This is a genomic window from Vagococcus carniphilus (assembly GCF_014397115.1).
GTDB classification, from domain to species: domain Bacteria; phylum Bacillota; class Bacilli; order Lactobacillales; family Vagococcaceae; genus Vagococcus; species Vagococcus carniphilus.
This window is the reverse complement of record NZ_CP060720.1, coordinates 2843170-2865042: the sequence shown is the minus strand read 5'-3', so window position 1 is coordinate 2865042 and position 21873 is coordinate 2843170. Positions and strand designations below refer to the sequence as shown.

Annotated in this window: 19 protein-coding genes; 16 read left to right on the top strand and 3 right to left on the bottom strand. The window is 32.8% G+C overall.

The genetic code is table 11. The features are described from left to right. The first annotated feature begins 82 nt into the window (after nt 1–82). The 14 genes from H9L18_RS13910 (at nt 83) to vanT (ending at nt 15627) form a co-directional block, all read left to right on the top strand. Entirely contained in the window at nt 83–1009 is a 927-nt protein-coding gene (locus H9L18_RS13910; RefSeq protein WP_126796347.1) for an ABC transporter substrate-binding protein, read from the top strand. A gap of 70 nt (nt 1010–1079) precedes the next feature. Beyond that, nucleotides 1080–2096 carry a FecCD family ABC transporter permease gene (locus H9L18_RS13905; protein WP_126796349.1) on the top strand — a complete coding sequence of 339 codons (1017 nt, stop codon included), beginning with the start codon at nt 1080–1082 and terminating at the stop codon, nt 2094–2096. Beyond that, a complete protein-coding gene (locus H9L18_RS13900) occupies nt 2096–3100 on the top strand; it encodes a FecCD family ABC transporter permease (protein WP_126796351.1) in 1005 nt (334 codons plus the stop codon). Before H9L18_RS13905 ends, H9L18_RS13900 begins: the two co-directional genes overlap by 1 nt. A gap of 9 nt (nt 3101–3109) precedes the next feature. Further along, nucleotides 3110–3895, top strand: a complete 786-nt coding sequence (locus H9L18_RS13895) for an ABC transporter ATP-binding protein (protein WP_126796353.1) — start codon at nt 3110–3112, stop codon at nt 3893–3895. 42 nt (nt 3896–3937) lie between these two features. Then, nucleotides 3938–4504: an NUDIX hydrolase gene (locus H9L18_RS13890; protein WP_126796355.1), complete on the top strand. Its 567-nt coding sequence runs from the start codon at nt 3938–3940 to the stop codon at nt 4502–4504. An 80-nt stretch (nt 4505–4584) separates the two neighbouring features. Beyond that, the gene (locus H9L18_RS13885; RefSeq protein ID WP_126796357.1) at nt 4585–5571 is read left to right on the top strand and encodes a LacI family DNA-binding transcriptional regulator; all 987 of its coding nucleotides are present in this window, start codon (nt 4585–4587) and stop codon (nt 5569–5571) included. Between the two features lie 107 nt (nt 5572–5678). Further along, nucleotides 5679–6128, top strand: coding sequence for a MarR family winged helix-turn-helix transcriptional regulator (locus H9L18_RS13880; protein ID WP_126796359.1), 450 nt, complete (start codon nt 5679–5681; stop codon nt 6126–6128). Between the two features lie 79 nt (nt 6129–6207). Next, nucleotides 6208–7542 (top strand): MFS transporter, encoded by a 1335-nt coding sequence (locus H9L18_RS13875; RefSeq protein WP_126796361.1) that lies wholly within the window; start codon nt 6208–6210, stop codon nt 7540–7542. 18 nt (nt 7543–7560) lie between these two features. Further along, nucleotides 7561–8460, top strand: coding sequence for a cation diffusion facilitator family transporter (locus H9L18_RS13870; RefSeq protein WP_126796363.1), 900 nt, complete (start codon nt 7561–7563; stop codon nt 8458–8460). A gap of 300 nt (nt 8461–8760) precedes the next feature. Beyond that, the gene (gene gnd, locus H9L18_RS13865; protein WP_126796365.1) at nt 8761–9657 is read left to right on the top strand and encodes a phosphogluconate dehydrogenase (NAD(+)-dependent, decarboxylating); all 897 of its coding nucleotides are present in this window, start codon (nt 8761–8763) and stop codon (nt 9655–9657) included. A gap of 148 nt (nt 9658–9805) precedes the next feature. Then, nucleotides 9806–11764, top strand: coding sequence for a GDSL-type esterase/lipase family protein (locus H9L18_RS13860; RefSeq protein WP_185847534.1), 1959 nt, complete (start codon nt 9806–9808; stop codon nt 11762–11764). A gap of 150 nt (nt 11765–11914) precedes the next feature. Continuing rightward, complete coding sequence (gene vanC / locus H9L18_RS13855) at nt 11915–12976, top strand: D-alanine--D-serine ligase (RefSeq protein WP_126796369.1); 1062 nt, start codon at nt 11915–11917, stop codon at nt 12974–12976. Next, nucleotides 12948–13529 carry a D,D-carboxypeptidase/D,D-dipeptidase VanXY gene (gene vanXY, locus H9L18_RS13850; RefSeq protein WP_126796372.1) on the top strand — a complete coding sequence of 194 codons (582 nt, stop codon included), beginning with the start codon at nt 12948–12950 and terminating at the stop codon, nt 13527–13529. The genes vanC and vanXY overlap by 29 nt, the downstream gene beginning before the upstream one ends. Then, complete coding sequence (vanT, locus tag H9L18_RS13845) at nt 13519–15627, top strand: membrane-bound serine racemase VanT (RefSeq protein WP_126796374.1); 2109 nt, start codon at nt 13519–13521, stop codon at nt 15625–15627. The genes vanXY and vanT overlap by 11 nt, the downstream gene beginning before the upstream one ends. A 45-nt stretch (nt 15628–15672) precedes the next feature. On the opposite strand, the gene H9L18_RS13840 is transcribed toward vanT, so the two are convergent. The 3 genes from H9L18_RS13840 to H9L18_RS13830 are packed head-to-tail and all read right to left on the bottom strand — an operon-like array spanning nt 15673 to nt 19249. Next, nucleotides 15673–17064, bottom strand: coding sequence for a sensor histidine kinase (locus H9L18_RS13840; RefSeq protein ID WP_126796376.1), 1392 nt, complete (start codon nt 17062–17064; stop codon nt 15673–15675). After that, the gene (locus tag H9L18_RS13835; RefSeq protein WP_126796378.1) at nt 17061–17744 is read right to left on the bottom strand and encodes a response regulator transcription factor; all 684 of its coding nucleotides are present in this window, start codon (nt 17742–17744) and stop codon (nt 17061–17063) included. Before H9L18_RS13835 ends, H9L18_RS13840 begins: the two co-directional genes overlap by 4 nt. Before the next feature lie 20 nt (nt 17745–17764). Beyond that, nucleotides 17765–19249, bottom strand: coding sequence for a multicopper oxidase family protein (locus tag H9L18_RS13830; RefSeq protein ID WP_126796380.1), 1485 nt, complete (start codon nt 19247–19249; stop codon nt 17765–17767). A gap of 161 nt (nt 19250–19410) precedes the next feature. Between H9L18_RS13830 and H9L18_RS13825 the strand changes: the two genes are divergently transcribed. After that, complete coding sequence (locus tag H9L18_RS13825; RefSeq protein ID WP_126796382.1) at nt 19411–19593, top strand: DUF2933 domain-containing protein; 183 nt, start codon at nt 19411–19413, stop codon at nt 19591–19593. Nucleotides 19594–19686: 93 nt separating this feature from the next. Beyond that, nucleotides 19687–21795: a heavy metal translocating P-type ATPase gene (locus tag H9L18_RS13820; protein WP_126796384.1), complete on the top strand. Its 2109-nt coding sequence runs from the start codon at nt 19687–19689 to the stop codon at nt 21793–21795. The last annotated feature ends 78 nt before the right edge of the window (nt 21796–21873 follow it).

The following is a 21873-nucleotide window of genomic DNA, read 5'->3' as shown; positions in this document are numbered from 1 at the left end:
TTGAGATTCATTATCAATAAAAAGTCAATTTTTTTGATTTTACTTGTTAAAGAATGATCATGAAAAAGATGGGGGAAAAAATATGTGGAAAAAAGTTTTATCTTTATTGAGTTTAGGGCTATTAGCCGTTTTAATTGTTGGTTGTTCAAGCGGTAAGGAAGATACAAAGGAAAAAGCAACAACTAAAGTAGTGGAAACAGAGATGGGGAAAGTAGAAGTACCTACAAAACCTAAAAAAGTAGTCGTTAATTGGTACATTCATGATGTTGCTTCATTAGGAGTAAAACCTGTTGCTTATGCTGGTTGGGCGCAAGAAGCAATGCCAATGTATAAAGAAATAAAAGATATCCCTACTATTGAAAAATGGGAAAAAGAAGAACTTTTATCATATGAACCAGATTTAATTATCTCATACGATAAAGATGATTTTGATAAATTTTCTAAGATTGCACCTGTAGTTGTTATTTCTGAGAAAAAAACACCAGAAGAAAGACTTGAACTGTTAGGTGAAGTTCTTGGTAAAGAAGAAGAAGCTAAAAAACAAGTTACTACTTTTGAAGAAAAACTTGCTAAAGCAAAAGATTCATTTGCTAAAGATGAATTTAAAGGAAAAACATTTAGTATTTTTGAAGACTGGGGTAGTGCTTCATATGGTGTTTACTATGAAACAGGCTCAAGAGGTGGAACATTACTATACGATCACATTGGCTTGAAGTACCCAGATAAATTAAAAGAATTGATTGAAAAAAGCGGTGAAACAAGAGAAGGTTTATCCTATGAAGTTGCTGCTGATTACTTTGGTGATTATGTCATCTGGTTCTTACAACCTGGTAAAAAAGATTCTGAATTTGAAAAAACAAAAATTTGGCCAACAATTCCAGCCGTTAAAGATGGTCACATTTTAACAGTGCCAGGAGACTTGAATGGATTATTCTATTATTCAGATGTTTCAAGTTTAACGCATCAATTAGACTATTTTGTTGAACATTTTGATGCTTTAGTAAAATAAGATAACAATCAATTAAGAGGCTTACTCGCGCAATGTGTAGTAGCCTCATTTTTGTTGAAAGGATAAAGACATGGAAGTAAAAGAACGTAAGAAAGGCTCTGCTAATTTTTTTGTTTATGTTGTGTTAGGCATTGTGTTGCTGTTAATAGCTTGTTTCTTTTCAATCTCATATGGAGCGGCAGCTATCCCTTTAAAAACAGCTTGGCAAGCCATTTTCTCTTTTGATGAAACGTTAACAGAACACCAAACGATACTAACTCTACGATTACCTCGAACAATAGCAGATATGATTGTTGGAGCAAGTTTAGCTGTCTCAGGAGCTATTATGCAAGGAACGACGAGAAATCCATTAGCTGATTCAGGTTTAATGGGAATCAGCTCAGGAGCCACATTTGCTATGGCGCTTAGCTTAGCTTTAATGCCTCAGTTTAATTATATTGAGATGTTAGTTATTTCTTGTATTGGAGCAAGTTTAACCACAGGATTAACCTACTTTGTTGCTTCAACTGGAAAAAAAGGCATGACACCACAACGACTTGTTTTAGCAGGAATTTCAATTTCTATGTTATTTGGAGCCATGAGTAGTTATCTTTCGATTAAGTATAAATTAGGGCATGCTTTAATGTATTTTACGGCTGGAGGAACTGCAGGAGCTAAGTGGGGAGAACTGGCTGTTATTTTCCCATTATTTGTCCTTGGTGTTTTAGCATCTATTATGTTGTCTCCCTCAGTAACAATGCTTAGCTTAGGAGAAGAAGTAGCTCTTGGATTAGGACTAAATATTAAACGTGTTAAAATTTTTTCGACCTTAATCGTTTTAGTTTTAACAGGACTTTCAGTTGTGGTAATTGGACCTGTTAGTTTTGTTGGATTGATTGTTCCTCATATGATTCGTTTTTTTGTTGGTGTAGATTATCGATTTGTTATTCCAGCAAGTATGCTTTACGGGGCTCTTTTAACTGTTGTAGCTGATATTATTGGACGTGTGATTAATCGTCCTTTTGAAACACCAATTGGTATTATATTTTCTTTAATTGGCGTTCCATTCTTTTTATATCTAGTCAAAAAAGGGGAGCGTGAATTTTAATGGAAAAGCATTTACTAAGAAAGTTTCTTTTATTGGGTTCTTTAGTTATTTTAGTCATTTTTTTAGGTGTGATTAGTATTAACTCAGGAAAGATGAGTTTACCACCAAGTACAGTTTGGCAAGTATTAAATGGTAATGGAACTTATCAAGAGAATTTGATTGTGTTTGAATTTCGTTTTCCACGAATTATACTAGCTATTTTTGTAGGTATTGGTATGGGGGTTTCAGGTGTCATTATGCAAAGTCTGCTTAAAAATGATATGGCAAGTCCTGGAACGTTAGGAATTAGTTCTGGTTCAGGTTTATTTGTTTTAATGTATATTGTTTTATTTCATTCAGAGAGTATTTTTTCAGCGTATGCTCTACCTGCTCTTTCTTTTGTTGGTGGCATTTTATCAGCTCTTATCATTTTCTTTTTATCTTATAGTCGAAAAAAAGAAATGTCTCCGACAACCTTGATTTTAACCGGAGTTGCAGTTGGTAGTGGCTATAGTGCTCTTACAACCATGCTTAGCCTTAGAATGGATGAAAGGCAAATGGAGTTTATGCAAAAATGGCAAGCTGGAAATCTTTGGGGTGACGATTGGCGTTATTTAAAAGTCTTTATCCCATGTATCATCATTCTTGTCGGCTATACCGTGTTTAAAGCCCAAGTTATTAATACGATTAATTTAGGAAATGAAACGGCAAAAGGATTAGGAGTTTCTGTAAAAGTAGAGTTTATTAGTTTGATGTTTGTTGCAGTAGCCCTTTCCTCATTAAGTGTGGCTTTAGGAGGTAATTTCTTTTTTGTTGGTTTGATTGCTCCACATATTGCAAGAAAACTTGTAGGGGCTAATCACTTCTTTGTCATTCCTGTTTCAGGTTTATTAGGAGGAGGTATCATCTTACTTGCTGATACGATTACAAGATCAATTAGTTTAGGTAGTGATGTTCCAACAGGGATTGTGATTACTGTACTTAGTACGCCGTATTTCTTATATTTATTATCAAAGGCAGATTAGGAGATTATGATGAATCAAATAGAAACCAAAGAACTATCTATTGCATATGATGAGCGAGTGATTGTTGAGGATCTGAATTTATCACTCCCGAAAGGAAAAATAACTTCAATTATTGGACCCAATGGATGTGGCAAATCAACGATTTTAAAAACAATTGGTCGAATTCAAAAGAAAAAATCAGGAATGGTTTATTTAGATGGGGACGATATATTCAATTTACCAACAAAAACAATTGCTAGAAAAATGGCAATACTTCCGCAAACACCCACAGCACCAAGTGGCTTAACAGTTAAAGAATTAGTTTCATACGGGCGTTTTCCTCATCAAAAAGGATTTGGAAAGCTAACAACTAAAGATAAAGAAATAGTTGAGTGGGCTTTGAAGGTAACGAAATTAGAAGAGTACGCTCAAAGAGAAATTGATAATTTGTCGGGTGGACAAAGACAACGAGTTTGGATTGCTATGGCATTAGCTCAACAAACGGAATTAATTTTATTAGATGAACCAACAACTTATCTTGATATGGCGCATCAATTAGAGGTATTAGAATTATTAGAAGAATTGAATCAAAAAGAGGGTTGTACGATTGTGATGGTTTTACACGATTTAAATTTAGCAGCTCGATTTTCTGATTTTATGGTGGCTGTTAATCAAGGAAAGATTAAAGCCACAGGTACGCCAGAAGAAGTTATTACGAAAGAGTGCTTGCGAGATGTTTTCCAAATAGAAGCAACGATTGTTAATGAGCCCGAAAGTCAGCGTCCCGTCTGTTTAACCTATCATTTAATGAAATAAAAGAGTATGCTTTAATTAATTATATGAGTGGAGGTTTGATGAATGAAGGCTGAACTAATAAAACAATTACAGGATTACATTCCTTTTAATGAGCAAGAAGAAAAAGATAAAGAAGTCATTATTGAAGCATTAATCAATTATGAAGACATTTTTTATCGAAGTAATTTGATGGCTCATATAACCGTTTCAGCATGGGTTACAAATGCTAATCGAGATAAGGTACTGATGGCTTATCATAATATTTATGATTCTTGGTCTTGGCTAGGCGGACATGCTGATGGAGATGAAGAGTTACTTCAAGTAGCTTTAAAAGAAGTGAAAGAAGAAAGTGGTTTGGAACATGTGACTCCAGTCAGTTCAGAAATCTACTCTTTAGAGGTCTTAACCGTAGATGGTCACATGAAACATCAAGCTTATGTTCCGTCTCATCTTCATCTCAATCTAACTTATTTGATTGAAGCAACAGAAGAAGAAACACTTCAAGTTAAAGTTGATGAGAATAGTCAACTGGGATGGTTTTCTTTAGAGAAGGCCGTTCAGGCTTCTAGTGAACCGTGGTTTAGAGATCGTATTTATTCTAAGTTAAATGAAAAATTGCTTAAATTTTAAATAAGTTGGAGATACATACGTCTACAGTTGTCGATAAATTTGTTATAATGAAATAAATTAACAAAAAAGGATGTGTTGAGATGGCTTTAACCATTCGTGATATCGCAAAAATGTCAGGCGTTTCAGTTACAACGGTTTCTCAAATACTGAATAATAAAGGTCATCGTTTCAGTAAAGAGACGAAGGGAAAAGTATTGAGCGTTGTAAAAGAGAATGAATACACACCAAATTATTTTGCTTCTAATATCATTAAAAAAAAGTCTAAGTTAATAGGTGTAGTTATGCCTTCGATGAATGAACCTTTGGCTTATTCAATTGTTAGAAATATGAGAGAATTTCTGGGACAAGAGGATTATCATCTGTTAATCAGCGAGTCTTATGGAAAAAAAGAACAAGAAGTTGAGTTGTTAAGCCAATACAACCAGCTGTCTGTAGAAGCAATTTTGCTGATTTCAACCCATGAATTTACTAAAGAAGTAATTAATCAAGGGCATTATCGTGAAACACCAGTTATTTTTTTGGACTATGGGAAAAAGGATCATTTTTTTGGAACAGTTGTTTTAGGAGAATACAAAGGAATTTATGATGGTGTTACTTATTTGATTAATAAAGGACATCAAAAAATAGGTCTTATTAAATATGAGGGTAAGGAGTATTCATTACCTGAGAGAAAAAAAGCTTATGAAGATGCTTTAACCACTAATCAATTGCCAGTTGATCCAAATTTGGTAAAGAAAACAGAACTATCTGTTCAGGCTGGGTATCAAGCAACGATTGAATTATTGAGAAAATCATCTGTAACAGCTATTTTTTGTTGTGATGATAATGTACCTATAGGTTGTTATCAAGCCATTATTGATGAGGGAAAAAGAATAAATGATGACGTTGAAGTGATAGGTTATGACGGCGTTTCTTTCCTTTCACAAGTTCGACCATCAATTAAAACGTTAAAGACACCATTTAAAGAGATAGCAAGAGCATTATCTAAGAAATTAATTCAAGCAATTAATTACCCTCATACTAAACAGAACAATCATTATTTAGAAATGAGTTTTCTTGAAGAGTAAGAATAGTCCATCCCAAAAAAAATTGTTTTTGGATGGACTTTTTTGTTGGCAAATTATTTAATTATTGATATAGTTAGTTAGACGAACTAATTAAAGGAGGTAGTAAAATGTCTGAACATATTAATTTTGACATTTATCAGTCGCTACATGAAATTTCAAGAAATATGCATCATTTAGCTCATTATATAGGTGGAGAACAAGGTGAAATGCAAGACTTGGGTCGTACTTTAAATTTTATCAAGGAAAAGGAAAGAGTCACTTCAAAAGATTTAGCAACTTATTTTAGTATTAAATCTTCTTCTGTAACAGTAAAAGTTAATAAGTTAGTTGAACAGGGATATGTTGAAAAGACAAGAGATACAAAAGATTTGAGAGTTTTCTTTTTATCGTTAACACCAAAAGGAGAACAAAAATGCTCGGAAATAAACGGGGACACACAAGTATTGGTACAAGATATTTTTGATGATTTAAGTGCTAATCAAAAGCTAGTCTTATTAGATGAGTTGAAGTTAATTGAAAAACGATTAAAAGATAAAAAGAACAGCTGGGAAAAATAAAATGATTGACAAATAAAAAAGATACTCTTATTATATAGTTAGTTAGACTAACTAGTTAAAAATATAGGTGGTGTCTTTAATGACAAGAAAAAATATTGTCTTTTTTGCCTTATTAATGGCGACAGCCTTAGCAGCTATTGAAGGAACAATTATTTCAACTGTTGCTAACTCGATAGTGGGTAGCTTAGGCAATTCGTCTTTAATAGGTTTGGTGTTTTCTGTTTATTTATTATTTAGTGGTGTGTTCTCTTTATTGTTTGGTAAGTTAGCAGATGCTTGGAGCCGCAAGGGAACTTTAATCATCGGTCTATTAATCTTTTCTAGTTTTTCTTTATTGTGTGGTTTGGCTACTAATATGATGACTTTAATTATTTTTAGAGCGTTTCAAGGAATAGGATCGGGTGCGATTGTTCCTGTTTCTCGCTCAATGGTTGGCTTTTTATTTGAAACAAAGGAAAGTCGTGCAAAAGCTCAAAGTGTTGAAAGTTCTGTTTGGGGAATTGCAGGATTAGTAGGGCCTTTTCTAGGAGGATTTATCTTAAACTATTTTAGTTGGCACTATGTCTTTTTCTTAAATGTTCCTTTAACTGTGATCGCTATTTTACTGATTTACTTCTTTGTAGATGAACCGAAAAGGCAATCACAGCTATCACTTGATTATGTTGGAAGCAGTCTTATTTTATTAGGAGCAATGACTTTATTTGGCTCATTGTATGTTAGAAATACTTTGTTAATGTTAGGGTTATTTCTTGGTTCTCTTTTACTTTTTACCATGTGGTACAAGCGTGAAAAAAATAATGTAGGAAATAGTTTAATTGATTTGAGTGTTTTGAAAAATAAGCATGTCTTAAAAATTAATGGGTTAACTCTAACAACGGGAATGATTGCGGCAGGAGTTAATGCCTATCTACCACTCTGGGGACAAGAAATGATGTCAATGAGTCCTTTAAAAGCAGGTTCACTTTTAACTCCGTTCTTAATATTTTGGACGCTTGGAACTATTATGAATACCTATTTAATTAAAAAAGTTTCGATTAATCAAGACTTGATAATTGGAACTATGTGTTTAGTTATAGGAACGCTTAGTTTAAGTTTTATGGGTATGGCTCATGGTTTAATGGCTTATTTAACGATGATGCTGATAGGGATTGGCATGGGAATTACAGTTTCTTCTTTAATGATTTATTTACAATTTAATGCACCAAAAGAGTCACTCGGAAGTGTTATGGGGTTAAATTCGTTTGTTTTGATGATGTCTAAATCAATTGGAGTTGCTCTTCTTGGGGCGGTGTATGGTAGAAATCTGACCTTCTTCTCTTATGGTTCTACATTCAGTCTCATTTTTGTTCTTATTTTTATTTTAGGGATTCAGGCTTTAAGCATTGTCAGAAGATTGCCTGAAAGTCATGTTTAATTTGAAAGGAGTTTATTTATGAAAGAAACATTGAATAATCGCCTCCGATATTTTGAAAACTTGAAACAAAGTATCGGAATTGCGTATTTAAATTTATTTGTTTTTATTGTTTTATTTATTGCTGAAATTAGTATTGCTTTAGTTAGTGGTTCAAAAGCTTTGTTGGCTGCTGGTTTTAACAATTTATCCAGTATTATTATTTCTGTTGGGTTATTGGTTGGGCTTAAGGTTTCTCTTAAAGACCCTTCTCATTCTCATAGCAAAGGCTATCAACAGTTTGAAACGTTAGGCAATCTTTTTAGTTCTTTTGTTATGTTTTTAATGTCTGCCTATATTGTGATTGAAGGAGGAAAAGGTGCTATATCTTCTTTTTATACAAGTCCTGATTCTCCAGGGAACATCTCTGTTATTGTGGCAGGAGGTTCTGGTTTTGTTATGTTAGCTACCTTTTTAATTAATCGAAAAGTCTATCAAAAAGTTGAGAGTAATTCGATTAATACATTGATGAAGGATGCACTTAGCGATACATTAATGAATTTTGGAACAGCGCTAGGGATCTTACTTTCCATTGAAATAAACCCGATGTTTGATGGATTAACAGCAGTTGTTCTTGGTTTGATTTTATGCCGTATGTCTTATTTAATTGTTAAGGAAAATGTCTTTCATTTATCTGGTGGTTTTGATCCTGAAATGGTTGAGAACTATCAAAATGTTATTGAAGGCATTCCAGGGATTGAAAGAATTGTTGATATTACTGGTAAAATGTTTTGGGACGCTGTGGCAGTCGATGTGACGATTGAAGTGACGGGTAAAATGACTGTAGAAGAGGGTGCTGTGATTGCTGAGACGATTGAGCAGGAACTTGCAAGTCGTTTTGATGTTTTTGATGTTGATGTTCAAGTTAGACCTAAAAGGTAGATAAGAAAGTAAAAAATACTTCTTACCTACCTTTTTTGTTTTGTTTAATGAGATAGATGACTAAAGAGCAAAAATAAAGAAAAAAAGTATGAATCCGTTTTATATTTCAAGATGATTACCATAAAAATAAAAGTTGTTTTAACTTAAAATAGACTGATAAAAGTAAATAAAACTTAATTATAAGATATAATTGTATTGTATATATATTAGTGATAGAATCATTTTCGGTAAGAGGAAAATGATTTTATTTTCCTTATTCGAGAATATGGAATCAAATGATTCTAACTTTTGGGGGACGCAATGAAGATTAAAATTATTGGTTTAGGTAAAATGGGATTAAATTTAGTTAGTAATTTAGTAGCAAATAAGCATGAAGTTGTTTGTTTTGATATTAATGACTCTCAAAGAGAAGCTGCAAAAAAATTAGGAGCAACGCCAACAGATACATTGGATGAATTTTTTGCCTTAGATACAGAACAAACAATCAATTGGTTAATGTTACCATCTGGAAAAATTACAGAAGACATGATTAAAACATGTCATGAAAAACTGAATGCTGGTGATATTTTAATTGACGGTGGTAATTCAAAATTTGCTGATAGCGTTCATCACTATCATTTTTTAAAAGAAAAAGATATTCACTTTTTAGATGTGGGTACTTCTGGTGGTATGAGTGGTGCTAGAGATGGTGCTTGTATGATGGTTGGTGGCGAACAAGCTATTTTCAACCAAATTGAAGAATTATTCGAGGATTTATGTGTTGAAAAGGGCTACTTATACTGTGGTGAAGCAGGTAGTGGTCACTATTTAAAAATGGTTCACAACGGAATTGAATACGGTATGATGCAAGCAATTGGTGAAGGATTTAATTTACTCCATCATTCACGATTTGATTATGATTTAGAACAAGTTGCTAGAGTTTTCAATAATGGGTCAGTTGTTCGTAGTTGGTTAATGGAATTAACTGAAAAAGCTCTAAAAGAAAACCCAACTATGTCTGGTATAAGTGGACAAGTTCCTTCTTCTGGTGAAGGTAAATGGACGGTAGAAGAGATGCTTGAGATGCAACAATCAGCTCCAGTTATAACCCAATCATTATTAACTCGTTACGCGTCTATGGATACAGAAAAATATGGTGAAAAAGTTATCGCTTCATTGAGAAATCAATTTGGCGGACATGAAATACCTAAAAAATAATAATTAAAAAGATTTAAAGATGGTGTTAGATACTAATGCCATCTTTTTTGTCTATAAAAAGACAAAAAACTAAAAAACACTGTTTACTATTTAAATGACACGATGTATACTTGATGTATTTTAAAACAACATTTCGAGGAGAATGAATATGAAAACGAAATATATGATACCTGTATTTGCAATAGGTATGTTCATAGTAGGCGGTAAAAATGTTTTAGCAACTCCAGAAGTTTACTCAGCAGTTAATGTGATTTCTATGGAAAATGAGCAGGTGCAATTACCTAATGAGATTGTTTCTTTAGATAATAAAACAACCATAGTTAAAGAAACAATCCAATGGGATAATGCAGAAGATTACATTTTTAGTCAAGCCGGAAGTTACGAAGTTTATGGAAAGACAGAAAATAATAACAAGGTAAAAGGTATAATAAATGTTTTCCCTAAAAATCAAAAAATAAAAATTGCAGCTGTAGGAGATAGTATTACTTATGGAATGAATGTAGAACGTCGAACAGTTAATTCTTATCCTAACCAACTGAATTATAGATTAGGTACTGATTATGAAGTGGAGAATTTTGGACATTCTGCTAAAACCTTATTAAGTAATGGGGATAATCCCTATTTAAAATCACCGCAGTATAAAAAAAGCTTAGCATTTAATCCGAATGTAGTGGTTATTCAGTTAGGAACTAATGATACTAAAAAACAGAATATGAAGAAGATAGAACCTTTCGTTGCTGATTATGTAAGTTTAATTGAAAGTTATAAAAATTTATCAACTAAACCTGTTGTCTATATTTCTTTACCACCTCATGTTTTTAAACCGGCTTACGGTATTACACAAGAGAAACTAGATGATATTTTACCTCAAATATTTGAAGCTGCCAAAAAAGCTGATATTGATGTGAGTATTATTGATAATTTTACAGAAACAGATTATGCTGCTGAACTTGTTCCTGATGGTGTACATCCTAACGCTAGAGGAGCTGCTATTCTAGCTAATAATGTTTACTATAATCTTAAGGGAGAAGCGCCAGTTATTAGTGAAGGCATGGCTTTAAATGATTATTATAAAACGTATGGTGGTTTAAATGTTGATCAATCCGGTTCGTTAGAAATTCAAAATCTAGCTACAAATAACTGGGTATCATTTAAGAATGTTGATCTAAAAGGAAAAGATCTACAATTGTTTGCATCAGTTCCTTATGATAATACAAAAGTGATTGTTCGAAGTGGCGATGAAAACGGAACAATAATAGGTGAAAAAATATTAACTAAAACGAGTGGAGCTAAAGATTATAGTTATCAAACTGTTCCATTAAATGGAGTGGCAGGGCTGACAGATATAACGATTACTTTTGAAAGAGCTAAGTCTAATAAATCATCAGAGATTGTAAAATTAGCAAAAGCGGATTTCTTTTATGACAGTGAAAAACCTTTAGACGTTTCAAATTTCCAAGAACTTGAAACAGCTGTTAAAAATAATATTAGTAAAATTAAATTAGGCTCAGATATTAAATTAGCTAAAAAAATTGAGTTAAAAGAAGATACTGCAATTGATTTAAATGGTTATACACTAGACACAGCTAACTATTATATTGGAAAAGATGAAAAGTCAGGAAAACGTATTGAATTATCTTTATCTAATGGTAACTTATTAGGTAAATATAGTAATGGTAGTATCTACTCAAGTAAATCAACTAAAGAAAATTATGGTTTGAATGTAAGTTTTGAAAATGTTTTATTTGCTGGAAAAGTAACTCAAACAAACTTTTCACCGAATACAATGATTATTGAAAAAGGGCAGAACCAATTAGTTCATGCTTTAAGTAGTTCTAATACATTAGTGTATACAGATGCAGATACTTCTAATGGAAGTCTAGATTTATACGGAGCAGTTCCTTATATCAATACATATATTACGATTAGAAAAGGCACTGAAAATGGTGAAGTGGTAGGAGAAAAATTATTAGATCGAACAGGTAGTATCAATAAAGATGCCACTCATTCAATTCCATTAACAAATGTATCTGAACAAGAAGACTTATTTATCAAAGTTGAAAGAAAAGGTACTAATGGTTACACAGAATTGATGAGAGTAAAATAGACTAAACAAAGAAGTTGTCCTTAATGGTCAGCTTCTTTTTTTCCTCATAAAAAATTAAGAGATAGATAAGAAAGAGTTTATAACTGAAGAAAAAACTTCCTTTATAGTGGTTATTACTAAGTGATAGAAATTTATTGGAGGTTTTCAAGAATGAAAAAAGTCGCAGTTATTTTTGGTGGGGTATCAATGGAGCATGAAGTTTCTTTGATTTCGTCCACAGCTATCTTAAAAACAATGGAAACATTAGATTATGAGGTTATAAAAATAGGAATCACTCGAAAAGGAAGTTGGTATTTTTATGAAGGACCTATTGAAGACATTCAAAATGACACATGGTTTTTACATCCTAGCTGTCAGCCTTTAGGAATTGATTTTTCAGGAAAAGGCTTTTTAAATTTAGAGACAAAAAATTATCTTTTATTTGATGTTTTGTTTCCAGTTTTACATGGTGGATTAGGTGAAAATGGAGCTATGCAAGGCTTATTTGAAATGATGGATATTCCTTTTGTTGGTTGTAGCATATTGGCTTCAGCTGTTTCAATGAATAAGCTACTACTTCATCAATATGCAGAAAAACTGGGAATTAAAAGTACACCAACTTTACAAATAAATGCCCAAAAATTAGATAAACAGGCTATTTTAGAATTTGCTAGAATCAGTGGTTATCCGTTATTTGTCAAACCAAATGAAGCAGGCTCTTCAAAAGGAATTACTCGTATCGAAAAAGAAGAAGAGTTATTTGAAGCCATTCATACTGCTAGTGAATTTGATAAAAATATACTTCTTCAACAAAGCGTTACTGGTGTGGAGATTGGTTGTAGTATTATCGGCAATGATGAATTGATTGTTGGTGAATGCGATAAAGTTGATTTAGAATCAGGCTTTTTTAATTATGTGGAAAAGTATAATTTAATCACAGCTAAAATTGAAGTTCCTGCAAAAATTAGTCAAAAGGCAACAGAAAAGATTAAACAACAATCGCAAGAATTATATCGAGCTTTGGAGTGTCGTGGTCTTGCTAGAATTGATTTCTTTGTAACAGAAGATGATGATATTTTATTGAATGAAATTAATACCATGCCTGGTTTTACAGCTCATTCAAGATTACCAATGATGATGAGTGAAATTGGAATGAGCTATGCTAACATTATTGAAAAATTAATTGAGTTAGGAGAAGAAAGTTATGAAAACAAACTTCTTACAACTCGTTAATCCAGATTATCCTATTTTAGATGAAGAACGCCCACAATTATTGGTGCCAGCGCCGTTTACAACTTCTAATATTTTGTTAGATGCAACAGTTGCTACAGAGCTTACTAACTTGATTGAAACATTAAAAATAGAAAATGATGTAATTGTCACTGATGGGTACCGAACTAAAAAGAATCAACAAGATTTATGGGATGAAACAATCAAAGAAAGAGGTATAACATTTACTAATAAATATGTGGCTAAGCCTGGTTGTAGTGAACATGAATTAGGTTTGGCTGTAGATATTGGTTTAAAAAATACAATCAATGACCCGATTAAACCAACCTTTTCAACAGGGCCTATTGTCGCTCGCTTTTTATATAACATGGCTGATTTTGGTTTTATTTTAAGATATCCTAAAGGAAAAGAATCAATCACTCGCATTAGTTATGAACCTTGGCATTTTCGTTATGTTGGGACACCTCATAGTCAAATTATGAAACAGCAGGATTGGGTATTAGAAGAATATGTCGCCTTTTTAAATGCCACAAGAGGCCAAGTCAATGAAGGATAGGTATCAAGGTATTGATTTTTTTAGAATCATTGCAGCAGCTATGGTGGTAGGGATTCATACATTTCCTTTTTCATCTATATCACCAAAGCTAGATGAATTGATTACCTTAACTGTGTTCCGAGTTGCTGTTCCATTCTTTTTTATGACAACTGGCTATTTTTTAATGGGAAAGCTGTCTTTCCAACAGTCTTATCTCAATAGAAAAAGAGTTCAATCTTTTCTGATAAAAATACTAAAACTATATGTTATCGCTATCCTTTTATTTTTACCGTTGTCTTTTTACACAGGAACTATCTCAACACGTACCTCTTTAGTTAAAGGGGTTTCGGCTTTCTTTTTTGAAGGAACGTTTTACCATTTATGGTATTTTCCGGCAGTTATTATAGGCGTTCTTCTGGTCACTTATTTGTTGAGAGTGATGTCTTTTTCAGGAGTCATGATGATTTCTTTTCTATTGTATTTAATTGGGCTAGGTGGAGATAGTTGGTATGGTTGGTTAAAAGGAATAGAGTTTGTCTCACTTTTTTATACAAATCTATTTAAGGTATTTCCTTTAACTAGAAATGGTTTGTTTTTTACACCTCTTTATCTTTGTCTAGGAATTTATTTATATCGAAAAGGTAAAACAAAGAATATAAAGGAAATTCCTTTTTTCTTAGTGATTAGTCTTATGTTAACGCTGATAGAAAGCTATCTTTTACACACTTATACAGAAATAAAACATGATAGTATGTACTTCTTTCTGCCATTTGTCATGCTGTTTTTGTATCAATTATTATTGAGATGGCAACCAAAAATAAAATGGAAGACAAAAGAAGAGTTACCACTTCTTATATATGTGATTCATCCTTTGGTGATCGTTGTAATTCATACGATTTCAAGTAGAATTTTATTTTTAAAAATCAGTCTAATTTATTATTTACTTGTTTTATGTGGCAGCTGGCTTCTTTCAGTTTTTTATTTGCATTTAAAAGGAAAGAAAAAAGAAATATCACCAGTTCCTTTTCGCGCTGAAAAAAAGATTCTAAAAGAAGACGTCTCACATAATGTTTCAGAAATAAAGAAAATTATTCCTAGAAAAACTAAAATCATAGGCGTTGTAAAAGCAAATGGCTATGGCTGTGATTTAGTTGGTTTTAGTCAGTTATTACTAAAAGAGGGCATTGATTTTTTAGCAGTTGCTACGATTGATGAAGCCATAAAGTTAAGAAAAGCAGGAATAGCCAGCGATATTTTAATTTTAGGTTATACAGATCCTAAAAGAATAGAAGAGATTGCCTTTTATGATTTAATTCAATCGGTTATTAGTGAAGAGCATGGTAGGTTATTAAATATTCGAAAAATGGCTATCCGTTGTCACTTACAACTTGATACTGGTATGCATCGCTTAGGTATGCAACCTGAATTAGGAGCAGTTGTTGGTATGTATCAGTTACCCTATTTAAAAATTGAAGGCATTTATTCTCATCTTGGTTCGGCAGACTTATTAGATGAATTTTCTGTTAATCGAACTAAGCGACAAATTGAAAGTTATCAAGCTGTTTTAAAAGGCTTGAAGGATTTAGGAATTGATTATGGTGTCACACATATTCAGAGTAGTTATGGTATTTTAAATTATCCTGAACTTAATTTTGATTATGTGAGAGCTGGAATTATTTTATATGGCTTTCTAAGTGATTCTATTCAAGAGCCAAAACAAAAAATAGAGTTAAAGCCAGTTTTAGAAGTGAAGGCTAAACTTATTTCTAAAAGATATGTCAAAGCTAATGAATATGTTGGCTACGGCACTAATTATCAGTTAAAAAAAGAAACCTTAATAGGGGTAGTTAGTATTGGCTATGCAGATGGATTACCTCGCTCGTTGTCTAATCAAGGTCTTGTCTTGATGTGTCAGGATAAAAGAATGACTCAAATAGGAAATATTTGCATGGATATGTTGTTAGTAGATTTAAGTCAGGCAGAAGATGTTCCTCTTAATTCAGAGGTGATGATTCTTTCGAGTGATAATATAGAACAAATTGTAACAGACGAAGGAACACTAACAAATGAATTATTAAGTCGTTTAGGAGAAAGGTTAACAACTGATATTAAAAATTAATAAAAGATGAAGAGCTTGACTAAATAGTCAAACACTTCATCTTTTTTAGGTGGGGAGGGTAATAGTAAAAGTAGTTCCTATTCCTAACTGACTTTCAACAGTAATGTTTCCTTGGTGAGCTTCAATGACACCTTTAACAATTGAAAGTCCGATACCTTGCCCACCTATTTCTCTATTTCTAGAAGTATCTACCATATAAAAACGATCAAAAATGAAAGGTAGTTGTTCTTTCTCAATTCCCATTCCATTATCTTTTATTTGAAGTATCGTTTTATATTTTTCTTGTTTTAAAAGAAATGCAATCTGCCCATTCTTTTGAGTGAATTTAATAGCATTGCTGAGTAGATTAGTTAAAACCTGGTTCATTTTATCTTTGTCAGCAGTGACCATTAAAGACTCACCTTCAGCAGTGACGCGTAAGTCTTTTTCTTCAATCTTACTAGAAAAATTAATCATGATAGATTGAATTAAATCATAAAGATCAAACTCAGACATCACTAAAGCTTCTTTTTTTTCTTCAATCTTATTAATCAACTCAAGGTTCCCAACTAGTCTCGTTAAACGATCCACTTCATCATAACAGGATTGTAGTCTTTCAGGAGTGGCTTTCCAAATGCCATCCATCAACGCTTCGATATTTCCTTTTAAAGTTGCTAAAGGAGTTCTTAGTTCATGAGAGATGTCAGAGGTTAGCTGTTTTCTCAGATTAGCTTGTTTTTCTAATTGATAGCTTAAATCATTCAATGAATCAATCAGCAAATTAATTTCATTGATAGAAGTTTCTTGAGGTAATGTCTCTGTATATTTTCCAATTGTTAGTTGGTGAGTAAACTGGCTAACATGCTTCAAAGGTAAGCTTAGTTTTTGTGATATCCATGAAGCAAAAATAAATGAAACGAGTAGAGCAACTAAGGCAACAGTCATTAAACTTTTCTTCATACTGGAAATAAACATAGCGTCATGTTCCGTATAAGCAAATGGACCATAGAAATAAAAGTTAACTTGTCCAAATGAAGTATTCTTTTCTTTTAAAGGTTTGGTTACAACAACCTCTTCATTTAAGGTAGCCCCTTTTGTTTTTGAAACTTTATCAGCATGCTTTTTTAAAGTATCTTTTGTTTTTTTAAGTTCAGTTTTTGGTAATTGCCAAATCGTTTTGTTATCTGACGAGTCAATGGAGAAATAGAGATGATTTTCCATTGTTTTTTGTGTTAATGCTTCTAATTCAGTTTCACTCCATTTATGTTGATTACTTTGATAGATAAGTTCAAGAGAATCAACGTATTGATTCATTAATTCATCCTGTTTTTCTTCCACAAATTGATTGAAATGATTATTCATTAAGGACAAAGTTAGAACACTTAAAGCACCTATTATCAAAATAGAAATAGTTAAAAAGGATAGAATTAACTGGGTTTTGATTGATCTTTTTTTCATTTTGGATACCCAAATCGGTAGCCAGTTCCGTGAACGGTCAAAATGTAATTCGGTTCTTTAGGGTTAGTTTCTATTTTGTGTCGCAAATTTTTAACATGAGAATCAATGCTTCGGTCTAGTCCATCAAAATCAAAGCCTTTTATGATTTCAATTAAATCACTTCTTGAAAAGGCTCGATTAGGGGACTCTGCTAATGTTTGGAGAATATCAAATTCAGAAGTGGTTAAGGCGATTTCTTGATTCTTTAAAAAGACTTGGCGACTATCCATTTGAATGAGTAACTCGCCATTGTTTCTAGATAGTTTATTAATCTCTTTTAGATTAGGAACTCTTCTTAAAACTGTTTCAATTCGGGCAACGAGTTCTTTAGGACTAAAAGGTTTGACCATGTAATCATCAGCACCAAGTTTAAGGCCTTTTAAAATATCTTCCTCTTCTGATTTTGCTGTCAGCATAATAATCGGAACGTCGGAGGTTTCACGGACTTTTTTAGCCACAGTTAAACCATCGATGTCTGGTAACATTAAATCTAAGACAATTAGATCAGGATGATGTGAGTCAAATTTTTCAAGAGCTATAAGTCCGTTGCTTGCTTTAACAACAGTGTACTGGCTCGCAACAAGGTAGGCATCAATAATTTCCAAAATTTTTGCTTCATCATCTACAATTAAAATTTTCATAAGAGCTCCTTTCCGGGTGCTTAAATAACTTCAAGCTGCCCCATCATGCCGTATTCTTCATGTTCTAGTATATGACAATGATACATGAAAATACCCTTTTTATCGAATGATACAAGAATCTCAACTTGTTCATCGGGGTTAACTAAAATAGTATCTTTCCATCCGCTTTCGTTTAGTGGAGGTTCTTCACCGTTTCTTGATAATACTCTAAACTGAACTCCGTGAACATGGAAAGGATGGATCATACCACCCATCATATTTGAAATATTGTTAACCTCCCAAACTTCTTTTGAATTTAATTTTTTGGTCATATTAATTTTATTCATATCAAATATTTCACCGTTAATATTGACCATGTGTGACATTCCTTTTAAATCAATTGTCTGTCTAGGGAGCTTTTGGGTATCATTTTTATTAATGTCAGGAATGCGATTTAGCTTTTGAGTGATATCAATCGATTTTGATTTTTTATCTGGCTTTAGATTCATTTTAAGAGCAATTTTATCATCGACTAAAAGATTCAATTTATCTTCGTCTAGACTTTTTGTTGTATCAACTAAAATTTCAGCTCGTTCACCTGGAGAAAGAATAAGTTCTTCTTTTTCAGTTGCTTTGTTTAGAAAACCTCCATCAGAAGCAACTTGATAAAAGGGCACTTGGCCATCTAGCGAAAAGGTAAAGTTAGTTGCATTTGAACCATTAACTAAGCGATATCGCATCCATCTAGTCGTTACATCAAGATACGGATTGATCGTTCCGTTAATCATCAATGTGTCTCCTTGAGTGCCATCTGATCGATATGATTTCTCGTAGTCAATTTGATTATTAGAATCAAAATAACGGTCTTGAACGATAAGAGGAATATCATCTTTTCCATAAATATCAGGTAAAGAAAGGTTGTCTGAATTCTCATCTTCGACATACATTAAACCTGCTAAACCTTGATAAACTTGTGAAGCAGTTTCTCCTTCAGGATGTGGATGAAACCATAATGTAGAAGCTTCCTGATCTGCTTTAAAAGAAATCGTTTCTGATGAATTGGGCGCAACTAATTGATGAGGGCTTCCATCAGCATTATCGTCGGTTTTAAGGCCATGCCAGTGAAAAGATGTATTCTTATTAAGTGTGTTTTCAGTCTTAATAGTAACGTCTTGTCCCTTTTTTATTTTGATGACAGGTCCTAATAAATGACCGTTGTAACCTAATGTTTTTGTCTTTTCTCCTTTTTTAATTTGCGTTTCACCCATTTGTGTCCTGACATCATAAGTAACCGATTCTTTGGTTTCATGAGTTGGCTCTAAAAGGGGAGGAATACGCAATGGGTCTTCGTTAGCAAGGCTAGTTTTTTGTAACTTTGGTTGATTATCACCATGCATACTTTGTCTCATAGAATGATTGTTTCCCATTGAAAAAAATGAGGTTCTTCTATATAGATAAATGCCTGAAATTAAAATAATTCCTAGAGTGAAGAGTATGAGTAGATAGTTTTGATTTTTTTTATTCATTTTTATTCTCCTATTAAGTGTTTGTCTTATTTATAGTTTAAGAAAAGATTATGTAGATAATATGGATAGGTCATTAAATTATTTTCTACATAAAAATGACATAACTTATTGTTAATTTGGAAATAAGCAATAAATCCCATTTTAGTGAAGGAGGAGATAATATGATGTCAGGTTGGTTGCTATTATTATTAATTTGCCCATTAATGATGATTTTTATGATGAAAGGAATGCACGGAACACATGAGAATAGTCATTCTATTAGCAAAACTGATTTCGATGAATTAAAAAAACAAAATGAGCAGCTCAGTCAGGAATTAAGTGAGATAAAATCTAAATTAAAATAAGAGTGAGATGAAATCTTTGACAAACAAATGTGAGGTGCTACAATAAGATTATAAACAGTTTACAAACGTAGACAACAAAGAGGAGGAGTTTATATGTCTGAAAATAAACACCATGAACATGACCATCATAATCATGACATGATGGCTGAAGGACATATGCATCATCATGACAACCATGAAAATCAAAAAGAACATGCAGGTCATGAACATCATGATCATTCTGGTGGGATGGATCATTCGATGCATATGGGAAACTTAAAAGTGAAGTTTTTTGTCTCTTTGATTCTATCAATTCCAATTATCTTACTGTCAACGATGATGGGAAAACAGCTACCATTTCAATTTAGTTTTCCTGGTTCGGATTGGGTTGTTTTAGTTCTAGCGACTGCCTTATTCTTTTACGGTGGTATGCCTTTTTTAAAGGGAGCAAAAATGGAACTTGACATGAAGAGCCCAGCAATGATGACGTTAATTTCTTTAGGTATCTCGGTTGCTTATGTCTATAGTGTGTATGCTTTTATTGCTAATAATTTATTAAATAGTCCGGTTCATATTATGGATTTCTTTTGGGAACTTGCTACTTTAATTTTAATTATGCTCTTAGGTCACTGGATTGAGATGAATGCTATCAGTAATGCTGGGAATGCTTTACAAAAAATGGCAGAATTATTACCTAATTTAGCGACAGTTATTAAAGAGGATGGCAGTACAGAAGAGGTTTCGCTAAAAGAAGTTCAAGTTGGACAAAAGGTATTAGTTAAAGCAGGTGAAAAGGTTCCAACAGACGGGATAATCATAGAAGGAAAAACATCTATTAACGAATCTATGGTGACAGGTGAATCAAAAGATGTTGTCAAAGGTTTACATGATAAAGTAATAGGTGGTTCGGTCAATGGTTCAGGTGCTATTACAGTTGAAGTAACAGGAACTGGTGAATCAGGGTATTTATCTCAAGTAATGGAATTAGTAGGGAATGCTCAAAAGGAAAAATCTCGTGTTGAGTCAATGTCAGATAAAGTAGCAAAAATGTTATTTTATGTTGCTTTAGTTGTTGGGATTGGAGCATTTATTATATGGTACGTCTTAACCAAAGACATTAATATTGCTCTTGAGCGAATGGTGACTGTTCTAATTATTGCGTGTCCTCATGCTCTTGGTTTAGCGATCCCCCTAGTAACAGCTAAATCAACTTCACTGGGAGCAAAAAATGGTTTGCTAATTAAGAATCGTCAGGCTTTAGAAACAGCTAAAAAAGTTGATGTTATCATGATGGATAAAACAGGAACATTAACAGAAGGAAACTTTGCTGTGAATGATTATCTGTCATTTGACTCAACTTATACGAAAGAACAAGTACTAGGATTAATGGCATCTCTTGAACAAAATTCAAGTCATCCTTTATCTGTAGGCGTTCTGAAAAAAATGGAAGAACTTAATTTATCCATTCCTCAAGCAACAGATATTACCAATTTACCAGGTATTGGAATGGAAGGAACTGTGGATGGAAAAGATGTCAAAATTGTGAGTGTTTCTTATATGAAACAACAACATATTTCTTTTGATAACGACTTATTCAATCAATTATCTAGTCAAGGAAATTCAGTTAGCTTTTTATTAGTTGATAATAAAAGCATAGGACTAGTGGCTCAAGGTGATCAAATTAAAGAAGAAGCTAAATCAATGATTGATCGATTGTTAGCCCAAGGAATTAAACCTGTTATGCTAACAGGAGATAACAGACAAGTAGCCGGTGTGGTTGCTAAACAATTAGGTATTGAAGCAGTCCATGCTGAACTGATGCCTGAAGATAAAGAAAAAATAGTGAAAGAATATAAAGAAAAAGGCCTTGTTGTGATGATGGTAGGAGATGGCGTTAATGATGCTCCTGGTTTAGTAAGAGCTGATATTGGTGTTGCAATCGGAGCAGGGACAGATGTGGCAATTGATTCAGCTGATGTCATTTTAGTTAAAAGTAATCCTTTTGATATTCTCCATTTTCTATCTCTTTCTAAAAACACTCAAAGAAAAATGGTACAAAATCTCTGGTGGGGAGCAGGCTATAACATTTTAGCCATTCCTTTAGCAGCAGGAGTTTTAGCTGGCATAGGTATTGTATTGAGCCCGGCAGTAGGTGCTATATTTATGTCATTAAGTACAGTGATTGTAGCAATTAACGCTATGACACTTAGAATTAAAGAATAATCAACCCATTAATTTTTGTTTTAAAGATCATTGAAAAAGCGTCATTGGACCTAGTAACAGGTCAAATGACGCTTTTTA

Excerpts from the sequence above, each read along its gene's own strand:
- H9L18_RS13830 (WP_126796380.1), bottom strand. The coding sequence starts at position 19,249 with ATGAATAAAAAAAATCAAAACTATCTACTCATACTCTTCACTCTAGGA.
- vanT (WP_126796374.1), top strand. The coding sequence starts at position 13,519 with ATGAAGGATAGGTATCAAGGTATTGATTTTTTTAGAATCATTGCAGCA.
- H9L18_RS13870 (WP_126796363.1), top strand. The coding sequence starts at position 7,561 with ATGAAAGAAACATTGAATAATCGCCTCCGATATTTTGAAAACTTGAAA.
- gnd (WP_126796365.1), top strand. The coding sequence starts at position 8,761 with ATGAAGATTAAAATTATTGGTTTAGGTAAAATGGGATTAAATTTAGTT.
- H9L18_RS13820 (WP_126796384.1), top strand. The coding sequence starts at position 19,687 with ATGTCTGAAAATAAACACCATGAACATGACCATCATAATCATGACATG.
- H9L18_RS13835 (WP_126796378.1), bottom strand. The coding sequence starts at position 17,744 with ATGAAAATTTTAATTGTAGATGATGAAGCAAAAATTTTGGAAATTATT.
- H9L18_RS13860 (WP_185847534.1), top strand. The coding sequence starts at position 9,806 with ATGAAAACGAAATATATGATACCTGTATTTGCAATAGGTATGTTCATA.
- H9L18_RS13825 (WP_126796382.1), top strand. The coding sequence starts at position 19,411 with ATGATGTCAGGTTGGTTGCTATTATTATTAATTTGCCCATTAATGATG.
- vanXY (WP_126796372.1), top strand. The coding sequence starts at position 12,948 with ATGAAAACAAACTTCTTACAACTCGTTAATCCAGATTATCCTATTTTA.
- H9L18_RS13880 (WP_126796359.1), top strand. The coding sequence starts at position 5,679 with ATGTCTGAACATATTAATTTTGACATTTATCAGTCGCTACATGAAATT.
- H9L18_RS13875 (WP_126796361.1), top strand. The coding sequence starts at position 6,208 with ATGACAAGAAAAAATATTGTCTTTTTTGCCTTATTAATGGCGACAGCC.
- vanC (WP_126796369.1), top strand. The coding sequence starts at position 11,915 with ATGAAAAAAGTCGCAGTTATTTTTGGTGGGGTATCAATGGAGCATGAA.
- H9L18_RS13900 (WP_126796351.1), top strand. The coding sequence starts at position 2,096 with ATGGAAAAGCATTTACTAAGAAAGTTTCTTTTATTGGGTTCTTTAGTT.
- H9L18_RS13885 (WP_126796357.1), top strand. The coding sequence starts at position 4,585 with ATGGCTTTAACCATTCGTGATATCGCAAAAATGTCAGGCGTTTCAGTT.
- H9L18_RS13910 (WP_126796347.1), top strand. The coding sequence starts at position 83 with ATGTGGAAAAAAGTTTTATCTTTATTGAGTTTAGGGCTATTAGCCGTT.
- H9L18_RS13895 (WP_126796353.1), top strand. The coding sequence starts at position 3,110 with ATGAATCAAATAGAAACCAAAGAACTATCTATTGCATATGATGAGCGA.
- H9L18_RS13905 (WP_126796349.1), top strand. The coding sequence starts at position 1,080 with ATGGAAGTAAAAGAACGTAAGAAAGGCTCTGCTAATTTTTTTGTTTAT.
- H9L18_RS13890 (WP_126796355.1), top strand. The coding sequence starts at position 3,938 with ATGAAGGCTGAACTAATAAAACAATTACAGGATTACATTCCTTTTAAT.
- H9L18_RS13840 (WP_126796376.1), bottom strand. The coding sequence starts at position 17,064 with ATGAAAAAAAGATCAATCAAAACCCAGTTAATTCTATCCTTTTTAACT.